Raw genomic sequence first — 26,869 nt, 5'->3', positions numbered from 1 at the left:
CAGGGACGCGCGGCGCGCAACGCCACATGACCCGGACTTGGCACGCGGACTTGGCAAGGGGGGCGGGCGTGACTTATAGAGGCGCGGATATTCCAAGCACCCGAAAAGAGGCAACGCGACATGGCCGGCCATTCCAAATGGGCAAACATCCAGCACCGCAAGGGCCGTCAGGACAAGATCCGGGCCAAGATCTTCTCGAAACTCTCGAAGGAGATCACCATCGCCGCCAAGATGGGCGATCCCGATCCCGACAAGAACCCGCGCCTGCGTCTGGCCGTGAAAGAGGCCAAGGGCCAGTCGATGCCCAAGGACAACATCGAACGCGCCATCAAGAAGGCGACCGGTGGCGATGCCGAGGATTACGAGGAAATCCGCTATGAGGGCTATGGCCCGAACGGCGTGGCGGTGATCGTCGAGGCGATGACCGACAACCGCAACCGCACCGCCTCGACCGTGCGGTCGACCTTTACCAAGAACGGCGGCAACCTCGGGGAAACCGGCTCTGTCGGCTTCATGTTCGAGCGCAAGGGCGAGATCGTCTACCCGGCGGATGCGGGCGACGCGGATGACGTCATGATGGCGGCGATCGAGGCCGGCGCCGAAGATGTTGAATCCTCCGAGGACGGGCATGTGATCTACTGCGCGGACACCGACTTGAACGAGGTGTCGACCGCGCTGGAAGCCGACCTGGGCGAGTCCGAGTCGACCAAGCTGGTCTGGAAGCCCACGACCACGACCGAGTTGGACCTGGACGGCATGCAGTCGCTGATGCGGCTGGTCGAGGCGCTGGAGGATGATGACGACGTCCAGCGCGTGACCACCAATTTCGAAGCCTCCGACGAGGTCATGGCGCAGCTGGAAAACGCCTGACCGTCATGCCCTGCGGCAGGATGGCCCCCGCCTTGGCGGGGGCTTTTTTGCTGGTGGGGACGGACGTTCGTAGGATGGGTGGTGTTCACCCATCCTTAACCGCTCTGTCCGAGGCTGGTGTCATGACCAACTATCGCCGCCTGCGCCTGCCCGGCGCGACCTATTTCTTCACTGTCAACCTCTCGGACCGCCGGTCCGGGGCGTTGGTGGATTACATCGACGATCTGCGCGCGGCCTGGACCATGACCTGCCGGGATCGCCCGTTTCGCACCGAGGCGGTGGTTGTCCTGCCGGACCATCTGCACGCCATCTGGACCTTGCCACCGGGGGACGCGGATTTCTCGACCCGCTGGCGCCTGATCAAGACGCGGTTCTCGCTGGCCTGCGGGCTGGCCGGGCAGCGGAGCCATTCCAAGCGGCGCAAGGGCGAACGCGGTCTCTGGCAGCGGCGGTTCTGGGAACATGCGATCCGGGGCGAGGCGGATTTCCGGACCCATCTGCATTTTTGCTGGGGCAACCCGGTGCGGCACGGGCTGGTCGCGCAGGCCGAGGACTGGCCCTATTCCTCGTTGCACCGGGATTTGCCCCTGGGGCGGGTCCCGCGCAAGATCGACTGTTTGCCGGATGGCCTCTTCGGGGAAAGGATGGGTGAGGATCACCCATCCTACGGATCCCTGCGCGCCGGGTAGGGCACAGCCGCCTTGCGGCCCGGCCTTGAAACCGCCTAAGCCGGGGTATGCTTTTGCGGGCGCTCATATTGCTGGGGGTTTTCGTGGCGCTGTCCGGCGCCGCGACCTGGTATTTCGGACACGAGGTTCTGATTGCGCTGGGGCTGATCCTGACCCAGGCCAAGGTGCTGCTGAAGAAACTTGCCGGGCTCGATCTGCCGGTGATCCTGAGCTGGCTCAAGACCCAGGGTGCGATGTTCTTTCGCGTCGAGCTGATCAAGAAATGGATCACCACCTCTGTCGTGCCGTTGATGCTGGGCAAGGCGATCCTGCGGCGCATCCAGTTGCTGGTCAAAGGCTACCTGCAGATCGTGCAGCAGCGATACGCGCGGCTGATGGACTGGTTCAACGGGCTCAGCCGTGTCGAGAGGGCGGTGGCCTGGCTGGTGATCCTCTTTGCCACCCTGGCGCTGTCCGTCACGTCGATGGGGCTGTGGCTGATCCTGTTCTCGGTGCAACTGCCGCTCTGGCTGGTGGCGGCCTTTGGCGCGACGGTACGGATGACCTGGACCAGCCTGCAAAAGGGCCTGTTCAAGGCGCTGGCCTTTCTGCAGCTGGGCTGGCTGTGGAAGGGGCTCAAGCGGCTCTTGCCGGCCTCGGTGCTGGAACGCAAGCGGCGGGCGGAATTCCGCATCGCCCGGGCCATCGTGCGGCGGCGGCGGATGACGCTGAAACAGCTGGTCGAACGCAAGGGGCGGCTGCCGTTCAAGCTGGGCCTGCTGGCGGAATACCTCTTTCACCCCCCGGGGCGGCGCCCGCGCTGAGCGTGGTCAGGCCGGTGTGGCGGGGGGAAAGACCTGTCGGCGGACCAGCGGGCTGATCCCGATCAGCACCAGCATCACGGAAAAGAGGCACCAGATCGCCGGCATCTCGTTGGGGTTGCTGGTCAGGCCTGAGGCAATCAGCGGCCCCACCAGCCCGTTCAGAAGGGCAAAGCGCCAGGCGCCGTAGAGACAGGGTAGCAACAGGCAGGCCAGCAGGTAATCCGGGAACTGCCCGATGCCGCCCAGCCAGTGCGACAGGCTGAGGAAATTGTTGAGCTGCATGCTCCAGCCCAGGTGCCAGTCGCCGGAGATGGTGCAGAACTCGGGCCCGCAGAGCGGCACCCCGGGTGGACAGACCCCAAGCCAGGGCGCGGGGAGCAGGCGTGCCAGCAAGGTCAGGGAGGCGAGCGAGGCCAGCCCCAGCACCCAGCGCCTTGTGCGCGGGTCGATGGCGGGGCCGACCAGGGCCATGCAGAAGAGGTTGACGACAATGGGTTGCAGAACGATGTGCAGGTAGGACAGCACCGTGACCGTCGTGTTGCCCGGGGTGCCGCATTGGTCGATCACGCCATAGCCCCAGGCCTGCAACCCCTCCATCGCGGTGAAGAAACCAAGGGTGCCCCAGATCCCCGCGGGCTCGCCCTTGCGCCAGGTGACGAAGGTGGCAGCCGCCCCAAGCGCGGCCATCGAGTAGGTTGCGGTTTCGCTCCAGCACATGCTCTTTCCCCTTTGAATTGGGATTTTCGGGATTTCGCGCGGGGGGTCAATGCTGCCTTCGTTCGGGATTGATCTGGGCGGCAATTCCGGCCATCAGGCGGGTCGGGTTACGAAGGGCAAGGGTATGGAAGCGGCGATTGCGGGGTTTGCACTGGGGTTCAGCCTGATCCTGGCGATCGGGGCGCAGAATGCCTTTGTCCTGCGGCAGGGGCTGCGGCGGATGCATGTGCTGCCGGTGGTCCTGGTCTGCGCAATCTCGGACGCGGCGCTGATCGCTGCCGGGGTCACCGGGTTCGGCGCACTGGCCGAGGCGGTCCCGGGGCTGGAATGGGGGATGCGGATCTTTGGCGCCGCCTTCCTTGGGTGGTACGGGGCCAAGACGCTTTATGCCGCCTGGAAAGGGGGCGAGGCGCTGGCCGCCGGCGAGGGGGCGCAAAGCCTGCGGGCGGCGGTGCTGGCCTGCCTGGCGCTGACCTGGCTCAACCCGCATGTCTACCTGGATACGGTTGTGCTGCTGGGGGCGGTCTCGGCCCAGTATGACGCTCGGCTGGCCTTTGCGCTTGGGGCGATGACGGCCTCTTTCGTGTTCTTCTTTTCGCTGGGATACGGGGCGCGGGCGCTGGCGCCGATCTTTGCGCGGCCGCGGGCCTGGCGGGTGCTGGATCTGTTCGTGGGCCTGACCATGTGGGCCATCGCGGCCAAGCTGCTCTGGATGTGACCCCCCTTGTGCCCGCCGTCCAATGGTCTAAGCCAAGGGCATGGTTGACAAGGTGCAGACCCCGGCGCGGGGCGTTTTCTGGATGGTGGTGACCGGGCTGTGCTTTGTCGCGGTCACGGCATTGGTCAAGTCGCTGGGGCAACGCATTCCGGCGCAGGAATCCGCCTTTCTGCGCTATGTTCTGGGGTTGGTCTTTCTGCTGCCGATGGCCGGGCAGTTCATGCAGGTGCGCCTGACGCCGCGCCTGTGGCGGCTGTTTTCGTTGCGGGCGCTGTTTCACACTGGTGGGGTGGTGCTGTGGTTCTATGCCATGACGCGCATTCCCATCGCCGAGGTGACGGCGATGAACTATCTCAACCCGGTCTACGTGACGGTCCTGGCGGTATTTTTCCTGGGTGAGCGCCTGGCGTTGCGGCGGGTCATGGCCATCGTGGCGGCGCTGTTGGGCGCGGTGATGATCCTGCGGCCGGGCTTTCGCGAGCTGGACCCGGGGCATTTCGCCATGCTGGCGGCGGCCCTGTTCTTTGCCGGGTCGTACCTGCTGGCCAAGATCCTGTCGGGCGAGGTCAGCGCGGCGGTGGTGGTGGTGCTGTTGTCGTTGGGGGTGACCATCGGTCTGGCGCCCTTGGCGATCGCGGTCTGGGTCTGGCCTACCTGGTGGGAACTGCTGATCCTTCTGGGCGTGGCGCTGTTTGCCACCTCGGGGCACTATACGATGACGCTGGCCTTTGCCGCCGCGCCGGTGACGGTGACGCAGCCGGTGACCTTCCTGCAACTGGTCTGGGCGGTCGTGCTGGGCGCAGTCCTGTTCGCCGAGCCGGTCGACCCCTGGGTGATCGCGGGCGGGTCGCTGATTCTGGCCGCCGTGGTCTTTATCACCTGGCGCGAGGCGGTTCTGAAACGCCGGGTCACGCCGCTGGTGTCGGAAACAAAGAACTGATTTCCCGGGGAATTGTCCACGGATCGTCAAATCTCCGCCATCCGGGCGCAATCGCGCCGCATTCCTTAACGATGCTTCAAGCAATCAGAGGCAGCATTTGAGGAGTGAAAGGAATGTTTGCAGAGGGAAAGATGACCGAGAATATGGATGAAATTCAGGACTTCCTGATGAGTGAGCGGGAAAAGGTCCTGTCCGAGGCTGAATGGCGGTTCCGGATGCGGGGATACGGCTACAACCTGCGGCGCACCGATAGCGGCGTCGAAGTGGCACGCTTGCCGCAGAACCAGCTGCTGGGCACCCTGAAACTCTGATCCCGGACAAAAAGGCTCGACAGGGTGTCGAGCGCATGTGCCTGATGTGACCCGTAAAAACGGGAGGACGGGCATGAACAGATGGATTTCGGGCGCCACGGCGCTGGTGCTGGGGGCGTTGCCGTTGGCGGCGCAGGCGGGCCTTGAGGTCTGCAACACGACGGACCTGCGGCACAGCGTGGCCATCGGGTACGAGGCCCCGGGCGGGGTCTGGACATCCGAAGGCTGGTGGCAACTGGCCCCGGGAGAGTGCAAGCCCGTCATGGCCCGTGACCTTGGGCGGCGCTATTTCTACTACCGGGCAACGACGCCGGGCGGCGATTTCGACGGGCCGTTCTCGTTTTGCAGCACGCCCGATCCCTTCACTATCGCGGGCGACAAGGACTGCGCCGCGCGTGGATATGACAAGACGCGGTTTCGCAAGGTGGACACCGGGAACGCCGCGGACTTCACGCTGACCCTTGTGGCGGACGGACCGGCGCCGGTGGCGCCGAAGGGGGCTGCGGATCTGTCGGACGAAGAAGCCCCGCTGGAAAGCCTGCACCCCTTTGCCCGCGGCAGCCTGGGCGAACCCTTTACGCAGAATGGCATATTCACCGGCTGCGAGCTGATCGACGGGCTGGATTATTGCAGTTTCGAGGTCGAGGGCTGGCGCTATCACGCCTATTATGGCGCGGGCACGGCGGATGCCCTGCTGGATGACCTGCAATACTGGCCCATGCCGCTGGCGGTCGAACTCGAAGGCGACATGATCGCCTACGGCGACATCACGGTCGAGATCGCCTTGGGCCGGGTGATAGAGGTCTTTGACGGCGATTTTTTCTCCGAGGAACGCCACCTGATGCAGGGTGAGTGGCAATCGCTGGACGATCCGGCCTCGCGCATGACGATCCGGGGCGCGGATGTCTACGACTATTACAATGGCGCGTTTTCGGGGCACCAGTGGATGACCCTGGGCGGCACCTGTCCCGATGCCCCCTTCGAGGGCATCGGCTGGACCCGGACAGAGCTGGAGACGCAGGACAGCTGGTGCGTGCACCTGGGCGAGGTCACGGCGGACCGGCTGGAACTGATCAACCCGGGGCGGGGCAATATCCTGACCTATAGTCGCGTGGATTGACGCGGGCAGCCTAGGGCGCAACCTGGAACGGGCCGAAATCCCTTGTGGGTTTCGGCCCGTTCCCTTGGCCGACGACGGGGCAGGGTGCGGGGCATTCTTGATTGACTCGCCAGTCAATAAAAACCATCCTGCCGCCATGCCCAAGATTGGACAGGAACCCATACGGCGCGCTGCGCTTTTGGCGGCGACGGTGGCCGAGGTCGGCGAGGCCGGCAGCCTCGACGTGACCGTCTCGCGGATCGCGCGCCGCGCGGGCATGTCCAGCGCGCTGGCGCATCACTACTTCGGCGGCAAGGTGCAGATATTCCTTGCCGCCATGCGCCACATCCTGACCGAATACGGAACCGAGGTGCGAGCGGCCCTGGCCAAGGCCCCGCAGGACCGGCGGCTGGAGGCGCTGATCGCGGCCAATTTCGCGGAGAGCTTCTTTCAGCCCGAAACCGTGTCCGCCTGGCTGAATTTTTACGTCCTGGCCCTGCGCGAACCCGAGGCGGCGCGCCTGTTGCAGGTCTACCAGCGGCGCCTTCACTCGAACCTGGTGCACGCGCTGCGCGGGCGCACCGAGGCCCCCGAGGTGGTGGCGGACCGCATCGCGGCGCTGATCGACGGCGTCTACCTGCGCGCCGCCCTGTCCGGGCAGGGCGTCTCGGGGGCCGCGCAGAACGTGACTGAAACCGCCCATGCCCTGATGAGGACCCAATGACCAAGCCGAATATCCTGATCCTGATGGTCGACCAGCTGAACGGCACGCTGTTTCCCGACGGGCCGGCGGACTGGTTGCATGTGCCCAACCTGCGCGCGCTGGCGGCGCGTTCGGTGCGGTTTTCCAACGCTTATACCGCCTCGCCGCTTTGCGCGCCGGGGCGAGCCAGTTTCATGTCCGGGCAGCTGCCCAGCATGACGCGGGTCTATGACAACGCCGCCGAGTTCGCGAGCGACATTCCCACCTATGCGCACCACCTGCGCCGGGCGGGCTACCAGACCTGCCTCAGCGGCAAGATGCATTTCGTCGGGCCGGACCAGCTGCATGGATTCGAGGAACGTCTGACCACCGACATCTACCCGGCCGATTTCGGCTGGACGCCGGACTATCGCAAGCCCGGAGAGCGCATCGACTGGTGGTATCACAACATGGGCTCGGTGACGGGCGCGGGCGTGGCCGAGACCTCGAACCAGATGGAATACGACGACGAGGTCGCCTACAACGCCTCTTCCAAGATCTATGACCTGGCGCGTGGCAACGATGACCGGCCCTGGTGCCTGACCGTCAGCTTTACCCATCCGCATGACCCCTACGTGGCACGCAAGCGGTTCTGGGATCTTTACGAGGAGTGCGACCATCTGCTGCCGCAGGTCCCGGCGATGGACTACGAGGATCACGACCCGCATTCGAAACGGATCTTCGACGCCAACGACTGGCGCAGCTACGACATCACCGAGGAGAACATCCGCCGGTCGCGCCAAGCCTATTTCGCCAATATCTCGTACCTGGACGAGAAGATCGGGCAGCTGTTGCAGGTTCTGGAGGACACCCGGCAGGAGGCCATCGTGGTCTTTGTCTCGGATCACGGCGACATGCTGGGCGAGCGGGGCCTGTGGTTCAAGATGTCCTTCTACGAAGGGTCGGCCCGGGTGCCGATGATGATCTCGGTGCCCGGCATGGAGGGCGCGCAGGTCGCGGCCCCGGTGTCGAACATCGATATCTGTCCGACGCTCTGTGACCTGGCGGGTGTGGACATGTCCGAGGTCATGCCCTGGACCGAAGGCGAGAGCCTGGTGCCGGTGATGCGGGGCGGCGAACGTGTCTCGCCGGTGGCGATGGAATATGCCGCCGAGGCCTCATATGCGCCGTTGGTGTGCCTGCGGCGGGGCAAGTGGAAATACACCGATTGCACCCTGGACCCGGAACAGCTCTTCGACCTCGAGGCCGATCCGCATGAGCTGGTGAACCTGGCCGAGGCGCCGGAACAGGCCGAGATCATGGAGGAATTCCGCACGGCGGCGGCGCGGCGCTGGGACCTGGGGCGGTTCGACGCCGAGGTCCGGCAAAGCCAGGCACGGCGCTGGGTGGTCTACGAGGCGCTGCGGCAGGGCGGCTATTACCCCTGGGATTTCCAGCCGCTGCAAAAGGCCAGCGAGCGCTACATGCGCAACCACATGGATCTCAACGTGCTGGAGGAAAACAAGCGTTTTCCACGGGGGGAGTGATGCGGCCTGTCCACCCGGCAGGACGGTCAGGCCGGAACCTCGCTTTCCCCGTCGCCCTGGTAGGTGACGGTCGATCCGGGCAGGCTGGCCAGAACGGTCAGCGCGGCCACGGGCGCGCCACGGTCGTGGCGCAGGGTGCACTCCGTGCAGGAGACGCGGGCAAAGCCGGCCTCGTCCAGAAGGCCCGTGACATAGGCGCGGGAATGCCGGAAACGGCGCCCTTCGTGCAGCGTCACGGGACCGTCGCCCTGTTCCACGTTGAAGACCAGCGTGCCGCCCGGGGTCAGCGATCCGGCGCACCAGCCGATGGTGCGTTCCAGCGCGCCGATATAGTTGAACACGTCGCCCGCGGCGATCAGGTCATAGCTATCGCCGATCTCCAGCGCGGTGATGTCCGCCTGATGCAGCCGGTCGTAAAGCTCCTTTTCGCGGGCTTCGAAGAGCATCCCGGCAGAGATGTCGATGCCCGCCAGCCAGCCACTGCGCGGGCGCAAAACGGCGCCGGTCAGTCCCGTGCCGCAGCCGAGGTCCAGCGCGCGGTCCACGCGGATGATCCCCGCCCGGTCCAAGGCCTGACCCAGTTGTTCCGGGCCGCGATAACCCAACTGATCCACCAGCGCGCGGTCGAACCGGGGCGCGTATTGATCAAAGAGCAGTTCGACGAAGGCGGGCGGCAGGCGATCGGCCAGCGGCACGTCGCGCAGGAGGTCGCGGCGCAGCCCGGCGCCCAGCGGATCGGCCGGGTCGGCGGCGCAGGCGCGGTTGTAGGCCGTGACGGCGGCCTCGGTGTCGCCCGTGGCCTCGAGGTATTCGCCAAGGCGGAACCAGCCCGCCGCCCATCCGGGGGCCAGCTCCAGCGCCCCGGTCAGGGTCTCGATGGCGCCGGCGGCATCGCCCAGGTGGGCCAGGGTTTCGGCAAATTCGGCACGCCTGTCGGCCTGCGGATCGCCGGAGGGAAAACGCGTCCCATGCATCGGGTCAGACTTTCGAGAGGTCGCTCATGGACCGCGCGGGCGGTCATGCGGCGAAAGACATGTGCCGGCCAGTGGCGGGCGTTCTGGAATAAGGGGACAGGCGGTGCGCCTGTCAAGTGGGCGCCGTGCCCCTGTCCCCGGCAAAATCACCAGCGGTGAGGGAAATGGAAGCGGATTATGTGATCGTCGGTGCCGGTTCGGGCGGATGTGCGGTGGCGGGGCGCCTGACAGAGGCGGGCAAATCGGTGATCGTCATCGAGCATGGCGGCAGTGACTGGGGGCCCTTCATCAACATGCCGGGGGCGCTCAGCTACCCGATGAACATGGCGCGCTACGACTGGGGCTACCAGACAGAGCCGGAACCGCACCTTGGCGGGCGGCGGCTGGTCTGTCCGCGTGGCAAGGTCATTGGCGGGTCGTCCTCGATCAACGGCATGATCTATGTGCGCGGGCACGCGCTGGACTATGACCACTGGCGCGAGGCGGGCTGCGACGGCTGGGGCTATGCCGACGTGCTGCCCTATTTCAAGCGGATGGAGGACTGGCACGACGGCGGCCACGGCGGCGATCCGGCCTGGCGCGGGCAGGGCGGGCCGTTGCACGTCACGCGCGGACGCCGCGACAACCCACTGGTGCAGGCCTTCGTCGAGGCCGGGCGGCAGGCGGGCTATCCGGTCACCGGCGACTACAATGGCGAGCAACAGGAAGGCTTTGGCGCCTTCGACATGACGGTCTGGCAGGGCGAACGCTGGTCGGCGGCCAAGGCCTACCTGCGGCCCGCGCTGAAACAGGGGGCAAAGCTGGTGCGGGCACTGGCCCGGCGCGTGGTCTTTGACGAGGGGCGCGCCACGGGGGTCGAGGTGTCGCGTGGCGGCAAGGTCGAGGTGATCCAGGCCCGGGCCGAGGTGATCCTGGCGGCCAGCGCCATCAACTCGCCCAAGCTGCTGATGTTGTCGGGGATCGGACCGGCGGCGCAGCTGGCGGAACAGGGCATCGAGGTGCAGGCGGATCGCCCCGGCGTGGGGCAGAACCTGCAGGACCACCTCGAGCTTTATGTCCAGATGGCGGCGACGCAGCCGGTGAGCCTGGCGAAATACTGGAGTCTCGCGGGCAAGGCCTGGGTCGGGGCGCAGTGGCTGTTTGCCCGCAGCGGGCCGGGGGCGTCCAACCAGTTCGAAAGCTGCGGTTTCATCCGCTCCAAGGCCGGGGTGCAATATCCCGACATCCAGTACCATTTCCTGCCGATCGCCGTGCGCTACGACGGGCAGGTGGCGCCCGAGGGGCACGGGTTCCAGGCGCATGTGGGGCCGATGCGCTCGCCCTCTCGGGGGGAGGTCACGTTGCGGTCGAACGATCCCGAGGAGGCGCCGCGCATCTTCTTCAACTACATGAGCACGGAAGAGGACTGGCAGGATTTCCGCCGCTGCATCCGCCTGACGCGCGAGATTTTCGGACAAGAGGCCTTTGCACCCTATCGCGGCAAGGAGTTGCAGCCGGGCGCCGGGGCAGAGACGGACGAGGATCTTGACGCGGTGATCCGTGAACATGCCGAAAGCGCCTATCACCCCTGCGGCACCTGCCGGATGGGCCGGGCTGATGATCCGCGGTCCGTGGTTGACCCCGAGGGGCGGGTGATCGGCGTGGACGGGTTGCGGGTGGCGGACAGTTCGATCTTTCCGCGCATCACCAACGGCAATCTCAACGCGCCCTCGATCATGGTGGGCGAAAAGATCGCCGATCATGTGCTGGGCCGCCGCCTGCCGCCGGACAATGCGCAACCCTGGGTTCACCCGGACTGGGAGAGCGTGCAGCGTTAAGACATGTTAACCGCCTTCATGGGCGGTTAACCTTTCGTTAACTTTTGTCTTGAAACGGATCAGGAGCGTGCCGATCTTAACGGCATGTTAAGATTTTGTTTCGCTCTTGTTCTTGCTGCCTCCGCCACCGCTGCCTCTGCCGATCTCAATGGCCCTTTGCGGGTGATCGACGGTGACACGGTCGCCATCGGACAGACCAATATCCGCCTGCACGGCATCGATGCCCCCGAAAACGGCCAGCGATGCGGCGGGGGCGGGGCGCCCATGTGGGGGTGCGGCTCTTGGGTCAGCGGCGAGGTCCGCGCCCGCTACGAGGGCCGCACCGCCTCCTGCGTCGAGCTGGATCGCGACCGTTATGACCGCGTCGTGGCGCGCTGTCGGGTCGATGGCAAGGACCTTGGCGAAACCCTGGTCGAAAGCGGCCTTGCCTTTGCCTATGAACGCTACTCCGAGGCTTATGTGCCGCAGGAACGCATCGCCGCCCGGCGCAAGGCCGGGCTGCATGCAACGGGTGTGAAATCGCCCTCTGCCTTCCGCTCCGATACCCGTCGGGGCCACGCCGCGCAGCGCCTGGCCTCTGCGCCCGAAGGTTGCAGGATCAAGGGCAACATCTCGACCAACTCCGGCGCACGGATCTATCATGTTCCGGGACAGGCCTGGTACGAGGCCACCCGGATCAGCATGGACAAGGGCGAACGCTGGTTCTGTTCCGAGCAGGAGGCCCGGGCGGCCGGCTGGCGCCGGGCGCTGCGCTGACCGGTTCTTTTCGCTAAAAAGCGTATGCCGCGATCAGGTTTGATCCGCGTCAAAGTCTGTGCCCGCCGCCTGTGCAAATTGGAGGGCGGACACAAATGAAGGAGACGCCAATGTCCCACACGCCGCATGAACTGTCGGAGGAATTTCCGGAATTCACCGACAAGATGCACGCTCTGAAACAGTCGAGCGCGCATTTCGCCAAGCTTGCGGACGAGTACCATGAGGTCAACCGCCAGGTGCACCGCGCCGAAACCAACGTCGAGCCGATGGAGCAACTGGCGGAAGAGCAGTTGCGCAAGCAGCGCGCCGCCCTCAAGGACGAGATCTACGCGCTGCTGAGCGCCTGATCCCCGGGCTTGGCCCTGCCAGACAACACGCGCCCCGGTCCTATGGCCGGGGCGTTTTCAGTTCAGCGCCTCCTCGATGGCGCGGGTCATCTTGGCCGACAGTGGTCTGGTCGTCGATCCAAAGGTGGCCCGGACGGTGCCATCGGCGCCGATCAGGATCTTGTTGAAATTCCAGGCCGGGCTGAACCCGGTCTGATCCGCGACCCAGCGGTAGAAGGGATGGGCCTGTGCCCCGCGCACATGGGTGATGTCGGTCATCGGCATGTCGAGGCCAAAGTTCACTTCACAGAATTCCTTGACCTTCTCCGCCGAGGACAGTTCCTGCCGGAAATCGTCCGATGGCACGGCAAGGACGATCAGGCCCTGGTCGCGATAGCGGTCGTACAGCGCCTGCAGGCCGTCATACTGGGGCGTAAACCCGCAGCGTGAGGCGGTGTTCACAACCAGAACTGGGCGGTTCTGCCAATCGTCCATCGACAGGGTGCCGCCGTCGATACTGGCAAAGTTAAAGCCCTGCGCGGCCCAGGCGGGCAGGGCGATGATGGCGGACAGGAACAGGGCGGCGAGTCGGATCATTACGGGCACTCCTTTTGCACTGGAGGTAGCGCAGCGGCAGGGCGGTCAAGACCGGGATCGGCGCCGCAGCCCATCTTGCGCCGGTCGGGGCTTTTGTGCTGGACTGACGCGGTGGGGCCCTGGGCGGCAAAGAGGTGTGACATGGCAGGCGGATGGAGCAGGGACGGCGCGGTCAGCGAACAGATCGAGGCCAGCATTGCCGAGGAACTGGAACGGATGAAGCTGCGCCGCGGTCCGCAGGGTGACAGCCTGAAGGAATGTGCCGACTGCGGCGAGGAGATCCCGGAAAAGCGCCGCCTGGCGATCCCGGGGGTCAAGCTGTGTATCGACTGCGCCAGCGAACGCGATGGCCGTTCGGCACAGCGCGGGGGCATCAACCGGCGCGGGTCCAAGGACAGCCAGCTGAAGTGACTCAGCCTATGGTGCGGGCAAGGCAGGCTTGCCAGTTGTCGCGGGCCAGTTTGGCGATCAGCACATCGTCGTAGCCATGCGCCGACATGGCGCCCAGCAGACCCTGCACGCCGGTGACGTCGCCGATGAGGTCGGGCAGGACGCAGCCGTCGAAATCCGACCCCAGCCCGACGTGATCCTCGCCCAGGGTTTCGATCAGGTGGTCGATGTGGCGCAGCATCATTTCCCAGGGCGTGCCGGCATCGGCGCGGCCATCGGCATTGATGTAGAAGGTCGCATAGTTGAACCCCACCATGCCGCCCGTGTCGCGGATCGCGTGCAATTGCCGGTCCGTCAGGTTGCGCGGCGAGGCGCAGAGCGCATGGGCGTTGGAATGCGTGGCCACCAGCGGCGCTTTGGACAGGCGGGCGACGTCGTCGAAGCCGGCCTCGTTCATGTGGGACAGGTCGATCAGGATGTTCAGCTCGTTGCACAGCCGGATGAGTTCGCGGCCTCGGTCGGTCAGGCCAGGGCCTGTGTCCGGTGTGCCGGGAAAGGCCATCGGCACGCCGTGGCCAAAGATCGTCGGGCGGCTCCAGACGGGCCCCAACGAGCGCAGCCCCATATCGTGAAACAGGTAAAGCGCGTCGAGATCCGGGCCGATGGCCTCGGCGCCCTCCATGTGCATGACGCCGGCGATGCGGTCACTTTCCATTGCTGCGTTGATCTCATGCGCGCTGCGGCACAGGGCAAAGTCATCAGGCGCGGCACGTGCCATCCAGTGCAGCAAGCCCGCCATCTCCAGCGCGGTGGGCTGGGCGGTCGCGTGGTCCATCTCGGGTGGCAGTGGCAGGGCATAGGGCGGTTCGGCCATGAGCGTCTTGAAGTCGGGCGGCGGTGCTCCGTCCGGCACCGGCGGCACGAAGATCGCGAAGAGCCCGCCCGCGAACCCGGCCTGTTTCATGCGTCGCAGATCCATATGCCCGGCAGAGGTGCCCAGCCATGTCTCCTCGCGCGGGGCGGGGGACTTCATCAGCCTCAACAGGAAATCATTGTGGCCGTCAAAGAAGGGGATGGGCATGGGCGGGCTTTCGGGCAGGGACATGGCCGCGATCTGACCCGATTGGCGGCGGGCTTGGCAAGGGCGATCCTTGTCTCTTGGCGGCAAGGCAAGGCGTGGTTAGGATTTGCCCATCGTATCGGTGGAACGGGGGTGTCATGGCGAACGACGACGACAGGATCGAGGGGCGGCTGCACGGAGAGCAGCCGGAGGTCGAGGCAGAGCCGATGGGGATGCGGCTGCTCTACATGGTGCTGATCTGGCTGATGCTGAGCCTGGCGCAGACGGTGCTGACCGTTGCGACGGTGGTGCAGGCGATCATCCTGCTGGTCAACAAGCACGAGCCGAACGAAAGGCTGGCGGAGTTCGGCACAGACCTTGGCATCTGGATGGCCAAGGCGGCGCGCTACCAAACCGGGGCGTCGGAGGTGAAACCCTGGCCGTGGACGGAGCTGGACTAGGCGGCCGATGCCAGATCTCGTCGTGCATTGAACAAGACGAATGCAGTCCCGGACTGTGCGATGGGCTGTTGTGGCATCCGGACCACGATTCGGCTTTGCCGAGAGCACGGCGTCAGGGTGGGTTGAAAACCCACCCTTTGTTTTCACTGGGCCTGAAGCGCCGATTACCCCTCCATCGCCTCAAGCTGATCGATGAATCCCTCGATCATGCTCAACCCCTTGTCCCAGAATTTCGGGTCGCTCGCGTCCAGTCCGAAGGGTTCCAGAAGCTCCTTGTGGTGCTTCGATCCGCCCGCCTTGAGCATGTCGAAATACTTGTCCTGAAAGCCCTCGGGCGCCTCCTGGTAGGCGGCGTAAAGCGCGTTCACCAGACCGTCGCCAAAGGCATAGGCGTAGACGTAGAAGGGCGAGTGGACGAAATGCGGAATGTAGCACCAGAAGGTCTCGTAGCCTTCCATGAACTCGAAGGCGCCGCCGAGGCTTTCCGCCTGCACCGACATCCAGAGCGCGTTGATGTCGTCCGGGGTCAGCTCGCCGCCGCGACGGGCCTCGTGCAGCTTGCACTCGAAGTCGTAGAAGGCGATCTGGCGGACCACCGTGTTGATCATGTCCTCGACCTTGCCGGCCAAGAGGACCTTGCGCTCGGCATCGTTTTGCGCGTTCTCCAGCATGCGCTGGAAGGTCAGCATCTCGCCGAAGACACTGGCGGTCTCGGCCAGCGTCAGGGGCGTCGAGGACAGCATCTCGCCCTGTCCTGCCGCCAATACCTGGTGCACGCCGTGGCCCAGCTCATGCGCCAGGGTCATCACGTCGCGCGGTTTGCCCAGGTAGTTGAGCATGACGTAGGGGTGCACCTCGGTCACGGTGGGATGGGCGAAGGCACCCGGCGCCTTGCCCGGTTTCACCGCCGCGTCGATCCAGCCCTTGTCGAAGAAGGGGGTGGCGATCTCTCCCATGCGGGGGTCGAAGGCGTTGTAGGCGTTCATCACCGTCTCGCGCGCCTCGTCCCAGGTGACGGTGCGCGTGGCCTCCATCGGCAGGGGCGCGTTGCGGTCCCAGACCTGCATGGTGTCGAGGCCCAGCCACTTGCGTTTCAGCTCGTAATAGCGGTGCGACAGGCGCGGATAGGCGTCGACAACCGCGTTGCGCAGCGCCTCGACCACCTCGGGTTCCACGTCGTTCGACAGGTGGCGGCCGGTCTGCGCCGTGGGCATCCCGCGCCAGCGGTCCAGCACCTCCTTCTCCTTGGTCTGCGTGTTGTGCACGCGGGCGAAGGTGCGCAGGTTCTCGGCAAAGACACGGGCCAGTTCGCGGGCGGCGGCCTCGCGCGTGTCGCGGTCCTGCTCGGTGAGCAGGTTCAGCGTGCCCTCGATGTTGAGTTCCTCGCCGTCGACCTCGAAGGTCAGCCCGGCGATGGTCTCATCGAAAAGCCGTTCCCAGGCGTCGCCGACGACGCCGAGGTCGTGCAGGAACTTTTCCAACTCGTCGGACAGCTGGTAGGGCTTCATGGCGCGCATCCGGTCGAAGGCACGCTTGTAGCGGTTCAGATCGGGATTGGCTCCAAAGAGCGCCTCGTAGTGGTCGTCACCCAGGCGGTTGGCCTCGAGCGAGAAAAAGACCAGCGGGGTGGTGTAATTGGTGATCTTCTCCTGGCAGTCAGAGAGGAACTTGGCGCGCTCCGCGTCGGTGGTCAGCTGGTAATAGCGCAGGCCCGCAAAGGACATGATGCGCCCGGCGATGGTCGAGATCCGCTCGTTGCGCTGCACCAGGGTCAGGAAGGCGTCGGCATCCAGCGTGTCGAGCTTGCCCTCGTAATCCTCGGCAAAGCTGCGGCAGGCCTCTTCGAGCCAGTCGAGATCGCGTTTCAGCTCGGGCGCGTCGGGAGAGGCATAGAGATCGGTCAGATCCCATTCGGGCAGATCGCCCAGGTTCTTGCCCCCGGCACTGGCGTTGGCGTCGAAAAGCGGTGTTTTGGCGAACGTGTGCATGGAGAACCCTCTTGTCGTTTCCCTTCACATAGGGGGCAGGCCCGCGCGAAGGCAACCGGCGCCCCATATTTTTGGAGGGCTTGACGCAGAAAAGATTTCGGATCGGCGGCGGAGTCTGGCTAAGCTTGGGTCAGGGAAGAACCAACAATCGAATTCAGGGAGGAGATTTCAGCATGTCGAATACTTCGCTGCTTTTGGGTGCAGGCGGCCTCGTGATCGGGGTCCTGGCCGGCGTCGCCTTCAGCGGGTCGGACAGCCCCGCCGACCTGCGCAAGGTCATCGACGATACCGTGGTGCCCGCGCAGGAGGCGGCCGAAAAGGCCGCTAAGGCGCATGGGGAACAGCTGGCCGCCTTGCAGAAACGGCTGGACGCGCTTGAGACGGGTCTGGCCGAGAACGCGCCCGACATGTCGGCGCTGACGGCGGGCTTGTCGAAGGAGATGACCACCAAGCTGGACGACCTGCGGACCAAGCTGGGGGACGACATTGCCAAGACCTCGGCGGCACAGGCCGAGACGATCAAGACGTCGCTGGCCGACCTGTCGAAGGGGATCGAGGAAACCACACGCGTGGCCGCCGCCGCTGTTGCCGCGCCGGCTGATGCCGGACCAGATGCGACGGAGGTGCCGGAACCCGACAGCGGCATGGCCTCTGCCGATGCGCTGAGCGTCGGCGATACCGCGCTTTTCGCCGATGGCGCGGTGCGGGCCTTTGTGTCCCGGATCGACCCGGCGGGCGGGTCCGTGCGGCTGTCGGTGAACGGATCGCTGGTGACGCTTGGGGCCGGTGGCTCGACCCCTGTGTCGATGGATGGCCGGGACTGTTCGGTCACGGTTGCGTCGATGAGTGACCGGGGCGTGACGCTGGGGTCTGACTGCGGGATGATCCCGCCTGCGGTGACTGTCGCGGCCCCCGATAATGGCGTGTTGCCGGGTCACACGGTCAGCCTTGCCGACGGTGCCCTGCGTGTCTTCGTGTCCAGCGTGGACAGCGAGGGTCAGGAGGCGCGGATCGCCGTGAACGGAGTCCAGACACAGCGCGTTGCCGCCGACAGCAGCCTGGGTGTCGATGTGGGGGACCAGTCGTGCACCTTGCGCGTCACCGGGATCGGCGAAGGCATGATCGGCTTCGACGCGTCCTGTGGCTGAGGCCTGCCGGGTAAACTGACGATGCAGCGGGATCAGAATCGCCGTTCGAGCGTCAGGTGAATACCGCTGCCACCGCGTCCGTCGGTGGCAGCGAAGAGGACGCTTGTATCGGGGCGCAGCTTGTAGTCCAGCGCGATGCCATAAGCATCGTCCTTGCCGCCGTCGGTGAATTCGCCAAAGGCCATCATGTCCAGTTTCGTGGTCACGGGAAAGACGAGGTCCAGCGCGATCGCGTCCGGTTTGTCGTTGACCTCGGGGTGTAGCCAGGTCACGCCGAAATCCGCGCGACCGATGTCGAAGTGCGCGCCCAGCTTGGCGTTGATGCCGTGGTGATCCATCGTGCGCGAGGTCACGGTTTCAACCGCGCCTGCCAGTTGCCAGCCATCGCCGTTGTAGGTCACCGCCACAGAGGCGGCACGAAAGCTGCCCTTGACCGCGTCGTGCAGCGACACGGCGACATCGGTCCGGCCATAGCTCTGCTGCCAGGACAGTCCCCAGGGCACGGCGGTGCGGCGCATGGCCTCGACCGTGGCATGGGCGCGGGTGTATTCCGCGCGCTCATAGGCGAGATAGGGCGCCGCACGGGCAAAGACCGAGGGCAGCACCTGGTCATAGGCCGGACGCACGACGCCCGCGCGCCAGGTGTCGTTCCAGGCGAAAGCGGCGTAGGTTTCATGCGGCCGTTTGCCATCCAGCCCAAAGAGGTAGGTGCCGAATTCCAGCGTCAGAGGATAATCGCGGCTGAGCGGGATCGACGCGGTGGCATCGATCACACCGATGCCGGACAGGTTGCGGTAGTCATGCGCGCTGATCGCGACGGTCCCCTCGATGTTGAAGGACTGCGCATGGGCAGCAGCGGGCGCAAATAGCCCGAGGCAGAGCAGGAGGGGGCGAAGCATGTCGGCAAGGTCCAGTTCAGAATGCCGGGCCATGTACCCACAATGTCCCTTTTGCTGCCAGTCGGGAAAACCGGACATTGGTCCTGATGTGACTTTCCCGTCAACCGTAGGCTGCCAGGAGCGCCCGCAGATCGTCCAGCGTGTTGGCGTCCTGCGGGGTTTTGTCGTGACGCCAGCGCGACATGCGCGGAAACCGCAGGGCCAGGCCCGACTTGTGGCGCGGGCTGGGCTGGATGCCCTCGAAGGCGATCTCGAAGACATGTTCGGGGCGCACCTGCCGCACGGGACCAAAGCGTTGCTGGGTGTTCTTGCGCACCCAGGCCGTGATCGCGTCGAATTCCTTGTCCGTCAGCCCTGAATAGGCCTTGGTGAAAGGGACCAGTTCGTTGCCCTGCCAGACGGCAAAAGTGAAATCGGTGAACAGGTTGGCGCGGCGACCGTGGCCCTGCTGGGCGTAGATCATCACCGCGTCGACGGTCAGCGGGTCCAACTTCCATTTCCACCAGTCGCCCTTCTTGCGGCCCGACAGATAGGGGCTGTCGCGGCGCTTCAGCATCAGGCCCTCGGCGCGGAAATCGCGGGCCTTCGCGCGGGTCACTGCCAGTGCGTTCCAGTCTGCGAAAGGCACGACGGGAGAGGCCCGCACCGGCGCGTCGGAGGGCAGGTCGGCCAAGAGCGCGTCGAGCCGTGCACGGCGCGTGGAGAGCGGTAAATCCCGAAGGTCGGCGCCGTTTTCTTCCAGCAAATCGTAGGCCAGCAGGATCACCGGCGCCTCGCGCAGCAGTTTCTTCGGCACCGTCTTGCGCCCGATGCGCGGTTGCAATGCGCTGAAGGGCATGGGCTGCGTGCCTTCCCAGGCCACGATCTCGCCGTCCAGCACGGTGCCGGGTGGCAGGAAGTCGGCAGCGCGGGCAAATTCGGGGAAACGATCGGTCATCAGTTCCTCGCCGCGTGACCAGACGTGATGGGCCTGCTCGCGCACAATCAACTGGCCGCGGATGCCGTCCCATTTCCATTCCGCCTGCCAGTCTTCCGGGGCGCCAAGCGTTTCCGGCGCCTCGTCCAGCTGGTAGGCGAGGTAGAAGGGATAGGGTCGGCTCTGGTCGGCGGCAGGGTCCTCTGCCTCGATCAGGGCGTGGTAGCTGGTGGTTTCGGGTGTCCATCCGCCCATCAGCTTGTGCGCCAGCACTGCCTCGTCCTGGCCGGTTGCCTGGGCCAGGGCGCGGGTCATCAGCTTGCGGCTGACGCCGATGCGAAAACCGCCGGTGATGAGCTTGTTGAACAGGAACCGTTCGGTGGTGTCGAGCTGGTCCCAGGCATTCAGGATACGCGGTTTTCGCTCGTCCAGAGAAACATCATGAAGGCCACGCAGAACGTTGATCCAATGTGATAAACTGTGATCTGAGGCCTGCGCGGGAGGTGGCAGGACCAGCGCGATGGTTTCGGCCAGGTCGCCGACGATGGGATAGGATTCCTCGAGCAGCCAAAGGGGGATGCCCGCCCGTTCGGCCGCCCATTCCCGCAGGTTGGTGGTGGTCACGGCCCGTTTCGGGCGACGGCCCGAGAACAGCGCGATGCACCAGAGCTTGTCTGCCTCGGGTGCTTGGGTAAAGTAATTGGCCAAGGCCTTTGTTTTGACAGTAGTTTTCGTGGTCTGGTCGATCTCGGTGAACAGCCGGGAAAAGCGCTTCATGACGCGGCCCCGTCCTCGGCGTCATCTTCGACTCCGAACTCTGTCGGGACGATGGCGGCATCATAGCCCTGCTGGTTCAGCCAGCGCGAGAAGATTTCCGTGTAACCATGCGTGACATATATGGTTTCTGCGCCCGTGGACTTGATTGCCTCTTGCAGGCCGGGCCAGTCGGCATGGTCGGATATGACGAACCCGCGGTCCATGCCCCGGCGGCGGCGGATGCCGCGCAGGCGCATCCAGCCAGAGGCAAAGCCGGTCGACGCGGGGCCGAATTTGCGCGCCCATGTGCTGCCCAGGGCCGAGGGTGGTGCGATGACAAGAGCGCCTTTCAAGGCCTTTACATCGGTGTCGGGCGTGACCTGAATGGTCTCTGGCAAGGGGTAGCCCTGCGCGCGCAGCACGGCATTCGTGGCCTCGACAGCGCCGTGTGTCAGGATCGTGCCCTGGGGCTCCAGCATGGACATGAGACGCTGTGCCTTGCCCAGCGAATAAGCCCCCAGCATGGATGTGCGGCCCTCGGCGGCATTGGCGGCCCACCAGGCGTTAATTTCAGCCGCGACGTCTTTCTGCGAGGGCCAGGTGAAGACGGGCAGGCCGAAGGTGCATTCGCTGATGAACGCATGGCAAGGAACCGGCTCGAAAGGTTCCGACAGGCCGTCGTCCACCACCTTGTAATCGCCCGAGACGACCCAGACCTGGCCATCCACCTCGACCCGGATCTGGGCCGAGCCGGGCAAGTGGCCGGCGGGATGAAATGAGACGCGCGCGCCGCCGATCTGTCGCGCTTCGCCATAGGCGATGCCCTCGGCCGCGATCTCGCCCAGGCGGTGGCGGATGACGGGCAGGGCGCCGTCCGTGGCCAGGTAGGCGGCATGGCCGGGGCGGGCGTGGTCGGCATGGCCGTGGGTGATCAGCGCACGGTCGACCGGGCGCCAGGGGTCGATATGGAAATCGCCCGCGGGGCAGTAGATGCCGCGATCTGTGAAGGTGAGGACGGGCTGGCTCATGCGGCTGAGGATAGGCGGTTTCCGCCGTCGGGCCAGTGCCGGATTTTCGGGAGGTTGCCTCAGGCGCGCAGGGCGGTCCGGTCTGTTGCGCTGTCGAAATGCGCGACGATCTCGGACAGGACGCGTTCGCGGATATGCGGGCTTTCCATCAGGATCTCGTGCTCGCCGGCCTCGACCATGTCGAGGCGCCCGTTCGGCCATCGCGCCATGCGCGAGCGGATGCGGTCGATGTCGACGATACGTTCGTTGGTGCCGCAATAGCAGATGCAGGGCTGTTTCGGAGAGGGACGTCGGGCCAGGCGGCGGGTTTCGGCAAGCGCCTCGTGTAGCCAGTGTAACGAGGGGCCGCCCAGTTGCAGTTCGGGGATCGCCAGCACCTGGCGGCGCATGTAATCCCATTGCTCGGTGTCGGTGGTCAGCAGGTTGTCGTCAAAGGCGTTGGAGGCGATGTAGCTGTCGGCCCCGGTGCCCGGTGCAAAGAGATGGCCCAGGCCCACGGTTTTCGACATCCGCGAGATCGCCCAGGCGGCGGGGCGGACCGGGTCGGCGATGCGGATGCCCCACATCGGGCCGGTAAACACGCAGGAGGCCACGTCGAGACCGTCAGAGACAGCGCGGAGCCCGATACAGCCGCCCATCGAATGGCCGATCAGGTGGCGCGGACCGGGCAGGCCGAGGTCGTCGGCCAGTTGCACCATGCTGGCGACATCGCGCTGGTAGTCCTCGAAGACGCCGACGTGGCCGGTGCGGCGTTCGTCCAGCATCCGGTCGGCCAGTCCCTGTCCGCGCCAGTCGATGGCAAGGACATGATAGCCGGCATCTGAAAGATGGCGGCTGACACGGCCGTATTTCTCGACGTATTCGGTCCGGCCGGGGAACATGAAAACCGTGCCCCGCGCCCCGTTGCTGCCATAATGCGCGATGCGCACACGCAGCCCGTCCGAGGTGGTCATCCACCAGGCACGGGCGTCTGCCGGACCTTCTGCAAGATCGGCGTGGAAGGGCGCGGGAACGGCGTTCATCAGGCCAGGACCTGTGCCAGGCGCATGGCGGCGGACATGTCGCCCTCGATGGCAAGCTTGCCCGACATGAAGGCCGAGGTCGGGTCCAGATCGCCTTCGACAATGGCAAGGAAGGTGTCGGCGCTGGCGGTCATGGTCACATCTGCGGACTCGTCACCGGCATGTGCGCCGTTTTCGTCGATGATCAGGCTGCCTTCGTCCTCAATGGTCATTTTCGCGGTTCCGTCGAACCCGTTTCCGCCCATTTTTTCATTCAGGGCTTTGACGGCCGCGTTGACTGTGTCGCTCATTTTCGCTCCTAAAGCTTGCTCTCATAATCGTGCGCTGGCCAACTGGCGTTCAGACGCTACACTCAGCCCAAGTTATGAGGACGGCACATATGGATTACAAACGTATCCTCGCGGCATTTTGCGCCCTAGTCATGATTTCCCTACCCTCCCTCGGGAGGGCGGAAGATCGCTCGGCAGAGCTGCTTGCAGAGCTGCAGAAGGCCGAGACCGCGACCGCCGCGCAGCGGCTGGAAAACCAGCTGATCGCCGAGTGGTCCAAGTCAGGTTCGGCAAGCATGGACCTGCTCTTGAAGCGCGGGCGTGATGCGCTGGAGGTCAAGAACCACAAGGCCGCGATTGAGCATTTTCGCGCCCTGACGGACCATGCGCCGGATTTCGCCGAAGGGTGGCACGGGCTTGCGCTGGCCTATTTCGGGGCCGAGAAGTTCGGCCCGGCGATGGACGCCCTGGAAAGGGTTCTGGCGCTGAATCCAAACCATTTCGCGGCGCTGCGCGGGGTCGGGGCGATCAATGAACAGGTCGGAAAACCGGCCCTTGCCTATCGCGCCTTCGAGAAGGTACTTGAACTCAGGCCGCATGATCCCGACGTCCAGAAGGCGATGGAGCGGCTCGAGCGCAGGGCCATCGGCATCACGCTCTGACGAGGCAAGAGAGGCGCCGCGCCGACAGGTGCGGGGCGCCTGAGACATAGGCGGCCCAATGGCCCAGAATTCCCGGATCGCGGCCGTTCTCGGCCCGACCAACACAGGCAAGACCCACTACGCCATCGAGCGGATGCTTGGCTATCGCACCGGCGTGATCGGATTGCCGCTGCGCCTGCTTGCGCGCGAGGTTTTCGACAAGATCGTGGCGATCCGCGGCCCGTCTGTGGTGGCCCTGGTGACCGGCGAGGAACGGATCGTTCCGCCACGGGCGAAATACTGGGTCTGCACGGTCGAGGCGATGCCCGAGGGCATGGGCACGGATTTCGTCGCAATCGACGAGATCCAGCTTTGCGCCGATCCAGAACGCGGCCATGTCTTTACCGACCGCCTGCTGCGGATGCGCGGCACGCATGAGACTCTGTTCCTGGGGTCCGACACGATGCGCGGACCCATCGGGGCGCTGGTGCCGGGGGTGGAATACGTCCGTCGCGAACGGATGAGCCAGCTTGTTTATACCGGCTCGAAAAAGATCAGCCGCCTGCCGGCGCGGACCGCCATCGTCGGTTTCAGCGTCGACAATGTCTACGCCATCGCGGAACTGCTGAAACGGCAGAAGGGCGGGGCGGCTGTGGTCATGGGGGCGCTGTCACCCCGGACACGCAACGCGCAGGTCGACCTCTACCAGAATGGCGAGGTGGATTACCTGGTGGCGACAGATGCCATCGGCATGGGCCTGAACCTCGACATAGACCATGTTGCCTTTTCCTCGCTGACGAAATTCGACGGGCGGCGGATGCGCCCCCTGCAACCGAACGAGCTGGCACAGATCGCGGGGCGTGCGGGGCGCGGCATGTCGAACGGCACCTTTGGCGTCACCGGCGATACGGGGCCGATCCCGGACGAATGGGCAGAGGCGATCTGCAACCATTCCTTCACCCCGCTGAAGAAACTGAACTGGCGCAGCTCCGCGCTCCGCTTTGGGTCCATCGACGCTCTGGATGCCAGCCTGGACGCCTCGCCGGACCACGAGATGTTGACCAAGGCGCGCGAGGCCGATGACCTGCGCGCGCTCCGTGCCCTGGCCTCCGAGGCAGAGGTGCGCGCCCGGGCCTCGGACACGGCATCGGTGCAACTGTTGTGGGATGTCTGCCGAATCCCCGATTTCCGCGGAATTTCGCCGGCGGAACACGCGGGCCTTTTGGGCGTTATCTTTGGGCACTTGCATCAAAACGGACGCGTGCCCGATGATTTCCTGGCCCGACAGGTCAACAGGATCGACCGGACCGATGGCGACATTGACACATTGTCGAAACGGCTGGCGTATATCCGCACATGGACTTATGTGGCTCAGCGAAAGGGCTGGGTCGCGGACGAAGACCATTGGCGCGGGCGAACGCGCGCTGTAGAAGACGCCCTGTCGGATGCCCTGCACGAGCGTCTGACGCAGAGATTTGTAGACCGGCGCACCAGTGTTCTACTGCGCCGGTTGAAACAGAAGGAGGCCCTCTTGGCCGAAGTGAACGATCAGGGTGAAGTCACCGTCGAAGGTCATCTCGTCGGCAGGCTCGAGGGGTTCCGGTTCCGGCAGGACAAGGATGCGACAGGCCAGGAGGCCAAGACGCTGCGCCAGGCAAGCCTGCAGGCGCTGACACCGCATTTCCACCTGCGCGCCGACCGATTCTACAACGCGCCCGATACCGAGATCGACTTTACCGAACAGGGTGGGTTGATGTGGGGCGACCAGGCGGTCGGCAAACTGGCCAAGGGCGACGATCCGCTCAAACCGCGCGTGGTGGCATTCGTCGACGACGAGGCCGGGCATGACGTGGCCGAGAAGGTCACGCGCCGGTTGCAGCATTTCATGGACCGCAAGATCGCGGCGCTGTTCGAGCCGCTGCTGAAAATGCGCGACGACGAGGCCCTGACCGGGCTGGCGCGCGGATTTGCCTTCCAGATGGTCGAACAGATGGGCGTGATCCCGCGGTCGCAGGTGGCCGATGACGTCAAGGCGCTGGACCAGGATGCGCGTGGCTCCCTGCGCAAGCACGGTGTGCGGTTCGGTCAGTACACGATCTTCATGCCGCTGCTGCTGAAACCGGCGCCGACGCGGCTGCGGCTGGTGCTGTGGTCGTTGGCCAACGGGCTGGACGAGTTCCCCGAGGCGCCGCCGCCGGGGTTGGTCACGGTGCCGAACATGGACGAGGTGCCGGCGCAGCATTACACGCTGGCGGGCTACCGTAAATCCGGCGCCCGGGCGATCCGCATCGACATGCTGGAGCGTCTGGCCGACATGCTGCGTGCCGAGGACAGCCGCGGCGGGTTCGAGGCCAAGGCCGACATGCTGTCGATCACCGGTATGACGCTGGAACAGTTCGCCGACCTGATGCAAGGCCTGGGCTATCGCGCCGAAAAGGGAGAGCGCGAAAAGGTCAAACCCGCCGATGCGGTGGTTGCAGGTGAGGCAGGGGCGCCGGCCGACGACAAGCCGGTCATGGACGCAGCGGGCGAAGAGCCCGCAGGCGTCAGCCCGGACGCAGGTGAAACGCCGGAGCCGGCCGATGTGGCCGCGCCGGTGGCGCAATTGGAAGACGAGGGCGAGGCGCCGGTTTCCGCCGAGCCCGCTGAACCCGTGGCCGAGAGCCCGGTGCCCGAGACGCCCGAAGAAGAGCTGACCCCGGGCGAGGCCCCGGACGAGGCGCTGGCCGGTCCCGAGATGGAGATCTTCTATTCCTTCACCTGGGGCGGCAATCGGGGCAACCAGCGGCGTGGCGGGGGCAAGCCCCGGCGCGATGCGCGCGGCGGCGACGGCGCCAAGGGCGGCGGACGTCCGCAGCGCGGCGACCGGCAGGACAACAAGGGCGGCGAACGTCCCCGTGGCAAGGGTGGCAAGCCGAAGGGCAAGCCGCCGCGCGACGGTGGTGGCCGCAAGTTCGAGGCGCGCCCGCCCAAGAAGGACAAGCCGATTGATCCGGACAACCCCTTTGCGGCAGCGCTCATGGGGCTCAAGGACAAGACCTGAATGGGGGAAGGCCCCGCCAAGATCCGCCTGGACAAGTGGCTCTGGCATGCGCGGTTCTTCAAGACGCGCTCGCTTTCGGCCAAGCTTGTATCGGGCGGGCATTGCCGTGTGAACGGCTCGCCGGTGGCGAAACCTGCCTTCATGGTGGGGCCGGGGGACATCCTGACCTTCCCCAAGGAACGCGACGTGCGGGTGATCCGTATTGTCGCGCCCGGAGAGCGGCGCGGGCCTGCGCCTGAGGCGCAGGCGCTCTACGAGGATCTCGATCCGCCCAAGCCACGCGAGCGTGAACCGCGGGCGCCGCGCTATGAGGGCGGCGGTCGCCCGACCAAGAAAGACCGCCGCGCATTGGACAAGTCGCGCCCCTCGGCGCTTGAATGATCCGGACCGCTGGATTAGCTA

28 protein-coding genes are annotated in these 26,869 nt (G+C 65.4%); 18 read left to right on the top strand and 10 right to left on the bottom strand.

Going from position 1 to position 26,869, the window contains the following annotated elements:
* The first annotated feature begins 120 nt into the window (after window positions 1–120).
* The 3 genes from G9Q80_RS26335 to G9Q80_RS26325 all read left to right on the top strand — a co-directional run bounded on the left by G9Q80_RS26335 (window position 121) and on the right by G9Q80_RS26325 (window position 2,362).
* On the top strand, window positions 121–870 hold the full coding sequence (locus G9Q80_RS26335; RefSeq protein ID WP_069209437.1) for a YebC/PmpR family DNA-binding transcriptional regulator: 750 nt from the start codon (window positions 121–123) through the stop codon (window positions 868–870).
* Between the two features lie 122 nt (window positions 871–992).
* Complete coding sequence (locus tag G9Q80_RS26330) at window positions 993–1,559, top strand: REP-associated tyrosine transposase (RefSeq protein ID WP_088716206.1); 567 nt, start codon at window positions 993–995, stop codon at window positions 1,557–1,559.
* 47 nt (window positions 1,560–1,606) lie between these two features.
* Window positions 1,607–2,362, top strand: coding sequence for a hypothetical protein (locus G9Q80_RS26325; protein ID WP_074623320.1), 756 nt, complete (start codon window positions 1,607–1,609; stop codon window positions 2,360–2,362).
* A 6-nt stretch (window positions 2,363–2,368) separates the two neighbouring features.
* Here G9Q80_RS26325 and G9Q80_RS26320 read toward each other — a convergent pair whose 3' ends face one another.
* A complete protein-coding gene (locus tag G9Q80_RS26320) occupies window positions 2,369–3,079 on the bottom strand; it encodes a DUF5765 domain-containing protein (RefSeq protein ID WP_043137820.1) in 711 nt (236 codons plus the stop codon).
* Between the two features lie 124 nt (window positions 3,080–3,203).
* Here G9Q80_RS26320 and G9Q80_RS26315 point away from each other — a divergent pair, with 124 nt between their 5' ends.
* From G9Q80_RS26315 to betC, 6 genes are all read left to right on the top strand, one after another.
* Complete coding sequence (locus G9Q80_RS26315; RefSeq protein WP_088716207.1) at window positions 3,204–3,797, top strand: LysE/ArgO family amino acid transporter; 594 nt, start codon at window positions 3,204–3,206, stop codon at window positions 3,795–3,797.
* Between the two features lie 40 nt (window positions 3,798–3,837).
* Window positions 3,838–4,737, top strand: coding sequence for a DMT family transporter (locus tag G9Q80_RS26310; RefSeq protein WP_074623319.1), 900 nt, complete (start codon window positions 3,838–3,840; stop codon window positions 4,735–4,737).
* A 131-nt stretch (window positions 4,738–4,868) separates the two neighbouring features.
* Window positions 4,869–5,048, top strand: a complete 180-nt coding sequence (locus G9Q80_RS26305) for a hypothetical protein (RefSeq protein WP_229754953.1) — start codon at window positions 4,869–4,871, stop codon at window positions 5,046–5,048.
* Window positions 5,049–5,121: 73 nt separating this feature from the next.
* A complete protein-coding gene (locus G9Q80_RS26300) occupies window positions 5,122–6,168 on the top strand; it encodes a DUF1036 domain-containing protein (RefSeq protein ID WP_088716208.1) in 1,047 nt (348 codons plus the stop codon).
* A gap of 136 nt (window positions 6,169–6,304) precedes the next feature.
* Window positions 6,305–6,871, top strand: a complete 567-nt coding sequence (gene betI / locus G9Q80_RS26295; RefSeq protein WP_043137809.1) for a choline-binding transcriptional repressor BetI — start codon at window positions 6,305–6,307, stop codon at window positions 6,869–6,871.
* Window positions 6,868–8,376, top strand: a complete 1,509-nt coding sequence (betC, locus tag G9Q80_RS26290) for a choline-sulfatase (RefSeq protein ID WP_088716209.1) — start codon at window positions 6,868–6,870, stop codon at window positions 8,374–8,376. Before betI ends, betC begins: the two co-directional genes overlap by 4 nt.
* A 26-nt stretch (window positions 8,377–8,402) precedes the next feature.
* Here betC and G9Q80_RS26285 read toward each other — a convergent pair whose 3' ends face one another.
* Window positions 8,403–9,350, bottom strand: coding sequence for a class I SAM-dependent DNA methyltransferase (locus G9Q80_RS26285; protein WP_088716210.1), 948 nt, complete (start codon window positions 9,348–9,350; stop codon window positions 8,403–8,405).
* 164 nt (window positions 9,351–9,514) lie between these two features.
* On the opposite strand from G9Q80_RS26285, the gene betA reads away from it, so the two are divergent.
* From betA to G9Q80_RS26270, 3 genes are all read left to right on the top strand, one after another.
* The gene (gene betA, locus G9Q80_RS26280; protein ID WP_088716211.1) at window positions 9,515–11,167 is read left to right on the top strand and encodes a choline dehydrogenase; all 1,653 of its coding nucleotides are present in this window, start codon (window positions 9,515–9,517) and stop codon (window positions 11,165–11,167) included.
* Between the two features lie 84 nt (window positions 11,168–11,251).
* Window positions 11,252–11,923: a thermonuclease family protein gene (locus tag G9Q80_RS26275; protein WP_043137802.1), complete on the top strand. Its 672-nt coding sequence runs from the start codon at window positions 11,252–11,254 to the stop codon at window positions 11,921–11,923.
* A 110-nt stretch (window positions 11,924–12,033) separates the two neighbouring features.
* Window positions 12,034–12,270, top strand: a complete 237-nt coding sequence (locus G9Q80_RS26270; RefSeq protein ID WP_043137800.1) for an HP1242/YdcH family protein — start codon at window positions 12,034–12,036, stop codon at window positions 12,268–12,270.
* 57 nt (window positions 12,271–12,327) lie between these two features.
* On the opposite strand, the gene G9Q80_RS26265 is transcribed toward G9Q80_RS26270, so the two are convergent.
* The gene (locus tag G9Q80_RS26265) at window positions 12,328–12,846 is read right to left on the bottom strand and encodes a glutathione peroxidase (RefSeq protein WP_088716212.1); all 519 of its coding nucleotides are present in this window, start codon (window positions 12,844–12,846) and stop codon (window positions 12,328–12,330) included.
* Window positions 12,847–12,987: 141 nt separating this feature from the next.
* Here G9Q80_RS26265 and G9Q80_RS26260 point away from each other — a divergent pair, with 141 nt between their 5' ends.
* Window positions 12,988–13,257, top strand: coding sequence for a DksA/TraR family C4-type zinc finger protein (locus G9Q80_RS26260; protein WP_043137795.1), 270 nt, complete (start codon window positions 12,988–12,990; stop codon window positions 13,255–13,257).
* Between the two features lies 1 nt (window position 13,258).
* Here G9Q80_RS26260 and G9Q80_RS26255 read toward each other — a convergent pair whose 3' ends face one another.
* On the bottom strand, window positions 13,259–14,341 hold the full coding sequence (locus tag G9Q80_RS26255) for a dipeptidase (RefSeq protein WP_232788277.1): 1,083 nt from the start codon (window positions 14,339–14,341) through the stop codon (window positions 13,259–13,261).
* A gap of 113 nt (window positions 14,342–14,454) precedes the next feature.
* Between G9Q80_RS26255 and G9Q80_RS26250 the strand changes: the two genes are divergently transcribed.
* On the top strand, window positions 14,455–14,757 hold the full coding sequence (locus G9Q80_RS26250) for a DUF4389 domain-containing protein (protein WP_043137790.1): 303 nt from the start codon (window positions 14,455–14,457) through the stop codon (window positions 14,755–14,757).
* Window positions 14,758–14,921: 164 nt separating this feature from the next.
* Here G9Q80_RS26250 and G9Q80_RS26245 read toward each other — a convergent pair whose 3' ends face one another.
* The gene (locus G9Q80_RS26245) at window positions 14,922–16,745 is read right to left on the bottom strand and encodes a M3 family oligoendopeptidase (protein WP_088716214.1); all 1,824 of its coding nucleotides are present in this window, start codon (window positions 16,743–16,745) and stop codon (window positions 14,922–14,924) included.
* Between the two features lie 173 nt (window positions 16,746–16,918).
* Here G9Q80_RS26245 and G9Q80_RS26240 point away from each other — a divergent pair, with 173 nt between their 5' ends.
* A complete protein-coding gene (locus G9Q80_RS26240) occupies window positions 16,919–17,893 on the top strand; it encodes a hypothetical protein (RefSeq protein ID WP_088716215.1) in 975 nt (324 codons plus the stop codon).
* Between the two features lie 32 nt (window positions 17,894–17,925).
* Here G9Q80_RS26240 and G9Q80_RS26235 read toward each other — a convergent pair whose 3' ends face one another.
* The 5 genes from G9Q80_RS26235 to G9Q80_RS26215 form a co-directional block, all read right to left on the bottom strand.
* Entirely contained in the window at window positions 17,926–18,825 is a 900-nt protein-coding gene (locus G9Q80_RS26235) for a hypothetical protein (RefSeq protein WP_069210426.1), read from the bottom strand.
* A 67-nt stretch (window positions 18,826–18,892) separates the two neighbouring features.
* The gene (locus G9Q80_RS26230) at window positions 18,893–20,485 is read right to left on the bottom strand and encodes an ATP-dependent DNA ligase (RefSeq protein ID WP_088716216.1); all 1,593 of its coding nucleotides are present in this window, start codon (window positions 20,483–20,485) and stop codon (window positions 18,893–18,895) included.
* Entirely contained in the window at window positions 20,482–21,492 is a 1,011-nt protein-coding gene (locus G9Q80_RS26225) for a ligase-associated DNA damage response exonuclease (RefSeq protein ID WP_088716217.1), read from the bottom strand. The genes G9Q80_RS26230 and G9Q80_RS26225 overlap by 4 nt, the downstream gene beginning before the upstream one ends.
* A 59-nt stretch (window positions 21,493–21,551) precedes the next feature.
* Entirely contained in the window at window positions 21,552–22,514 is a 963-nt protein-coding gene (locus tag G9Q80_RS26220) for an alpha/beta fold hydrolase (protein WP_043137775.1), read from the bottom strand.
* A complete protein-coding gene (locus tag G9Q80_RS26215; protein WP_043137772.1) occupies window positions 22,514–22,804 on the bottom strand; it encodes an SCP2 sterol-binding domain-containing protein in 291 nt (96 codons plus the stop codon). Before G9Q80_RS26215 ends, G9Q80_RS26220 begins: the two co-directional genes overlap by 1 nt.
* An 89-nt stretch (window positions 22,805–22,893) precedes the next feature.
* On the opposite strand from G9Q80_RS26215, the gene G9Q80_RS26210 reads away from it, so the two are divergent.
* From G9Q80_RS26210 to G9Q80_RS26200, 3 genes are read left to right on the top strand one after another with little or no spacing between them, the layout of a single operon-like run.
* On the top strand, window positions 22,894–23,445 hold the full coding sequence (locus G9Q80_RS26210; protein WP_332835997.1) for a tetratricopeptide repeat protein: 552 nt from the start codon (window positions 22,894–22,896) through the stop codon (window positions 23,443–23,445).
* A 58-nt stretch (window positions 23,446–23,503) separates the two neighbouring features.
* The gene (locus G9Q80_RS26205) at window positions 23,504–26,467 is read left to right on the top strand and encodes a helicase-related protein (protein ID WP_069210423.1); all 2,964 of its coding nucleotides are present in this window, start codon (window positions 23,504–23,506) and stop codon (window positions 26,465–26,467) included.
* The gene (locus G9Q80_RS26200) at window positions 26,468–26,848 is read left to right on the top strand and encodes an RNA-binding S4 domain-containing protein (RefSeq protein WP_074623304.1); all 381 of its coding nucleotides are present in this window, start codon (window positions 26,468–26,470) and stop codon (window positions 26,846–26,848) included.
* Window positions 26,849–26,869: the final 21 nt, after the last annotated feature.

Source organism: Mameliella sp. LZ-28, from assembly GCF_012274245.1.
Taxonomy (GTDB): Bacteria; Pseudomonadota; Alphaproteobacteria; order Rhodobacterales; family Rhodobacteraceae; genus Antarctobacter; species Antarctobacter albus.
Note: the sequence above shows the minus strand (reverse complement) of the source record. Positions and strands in the feature narration are given on the sequence as shown.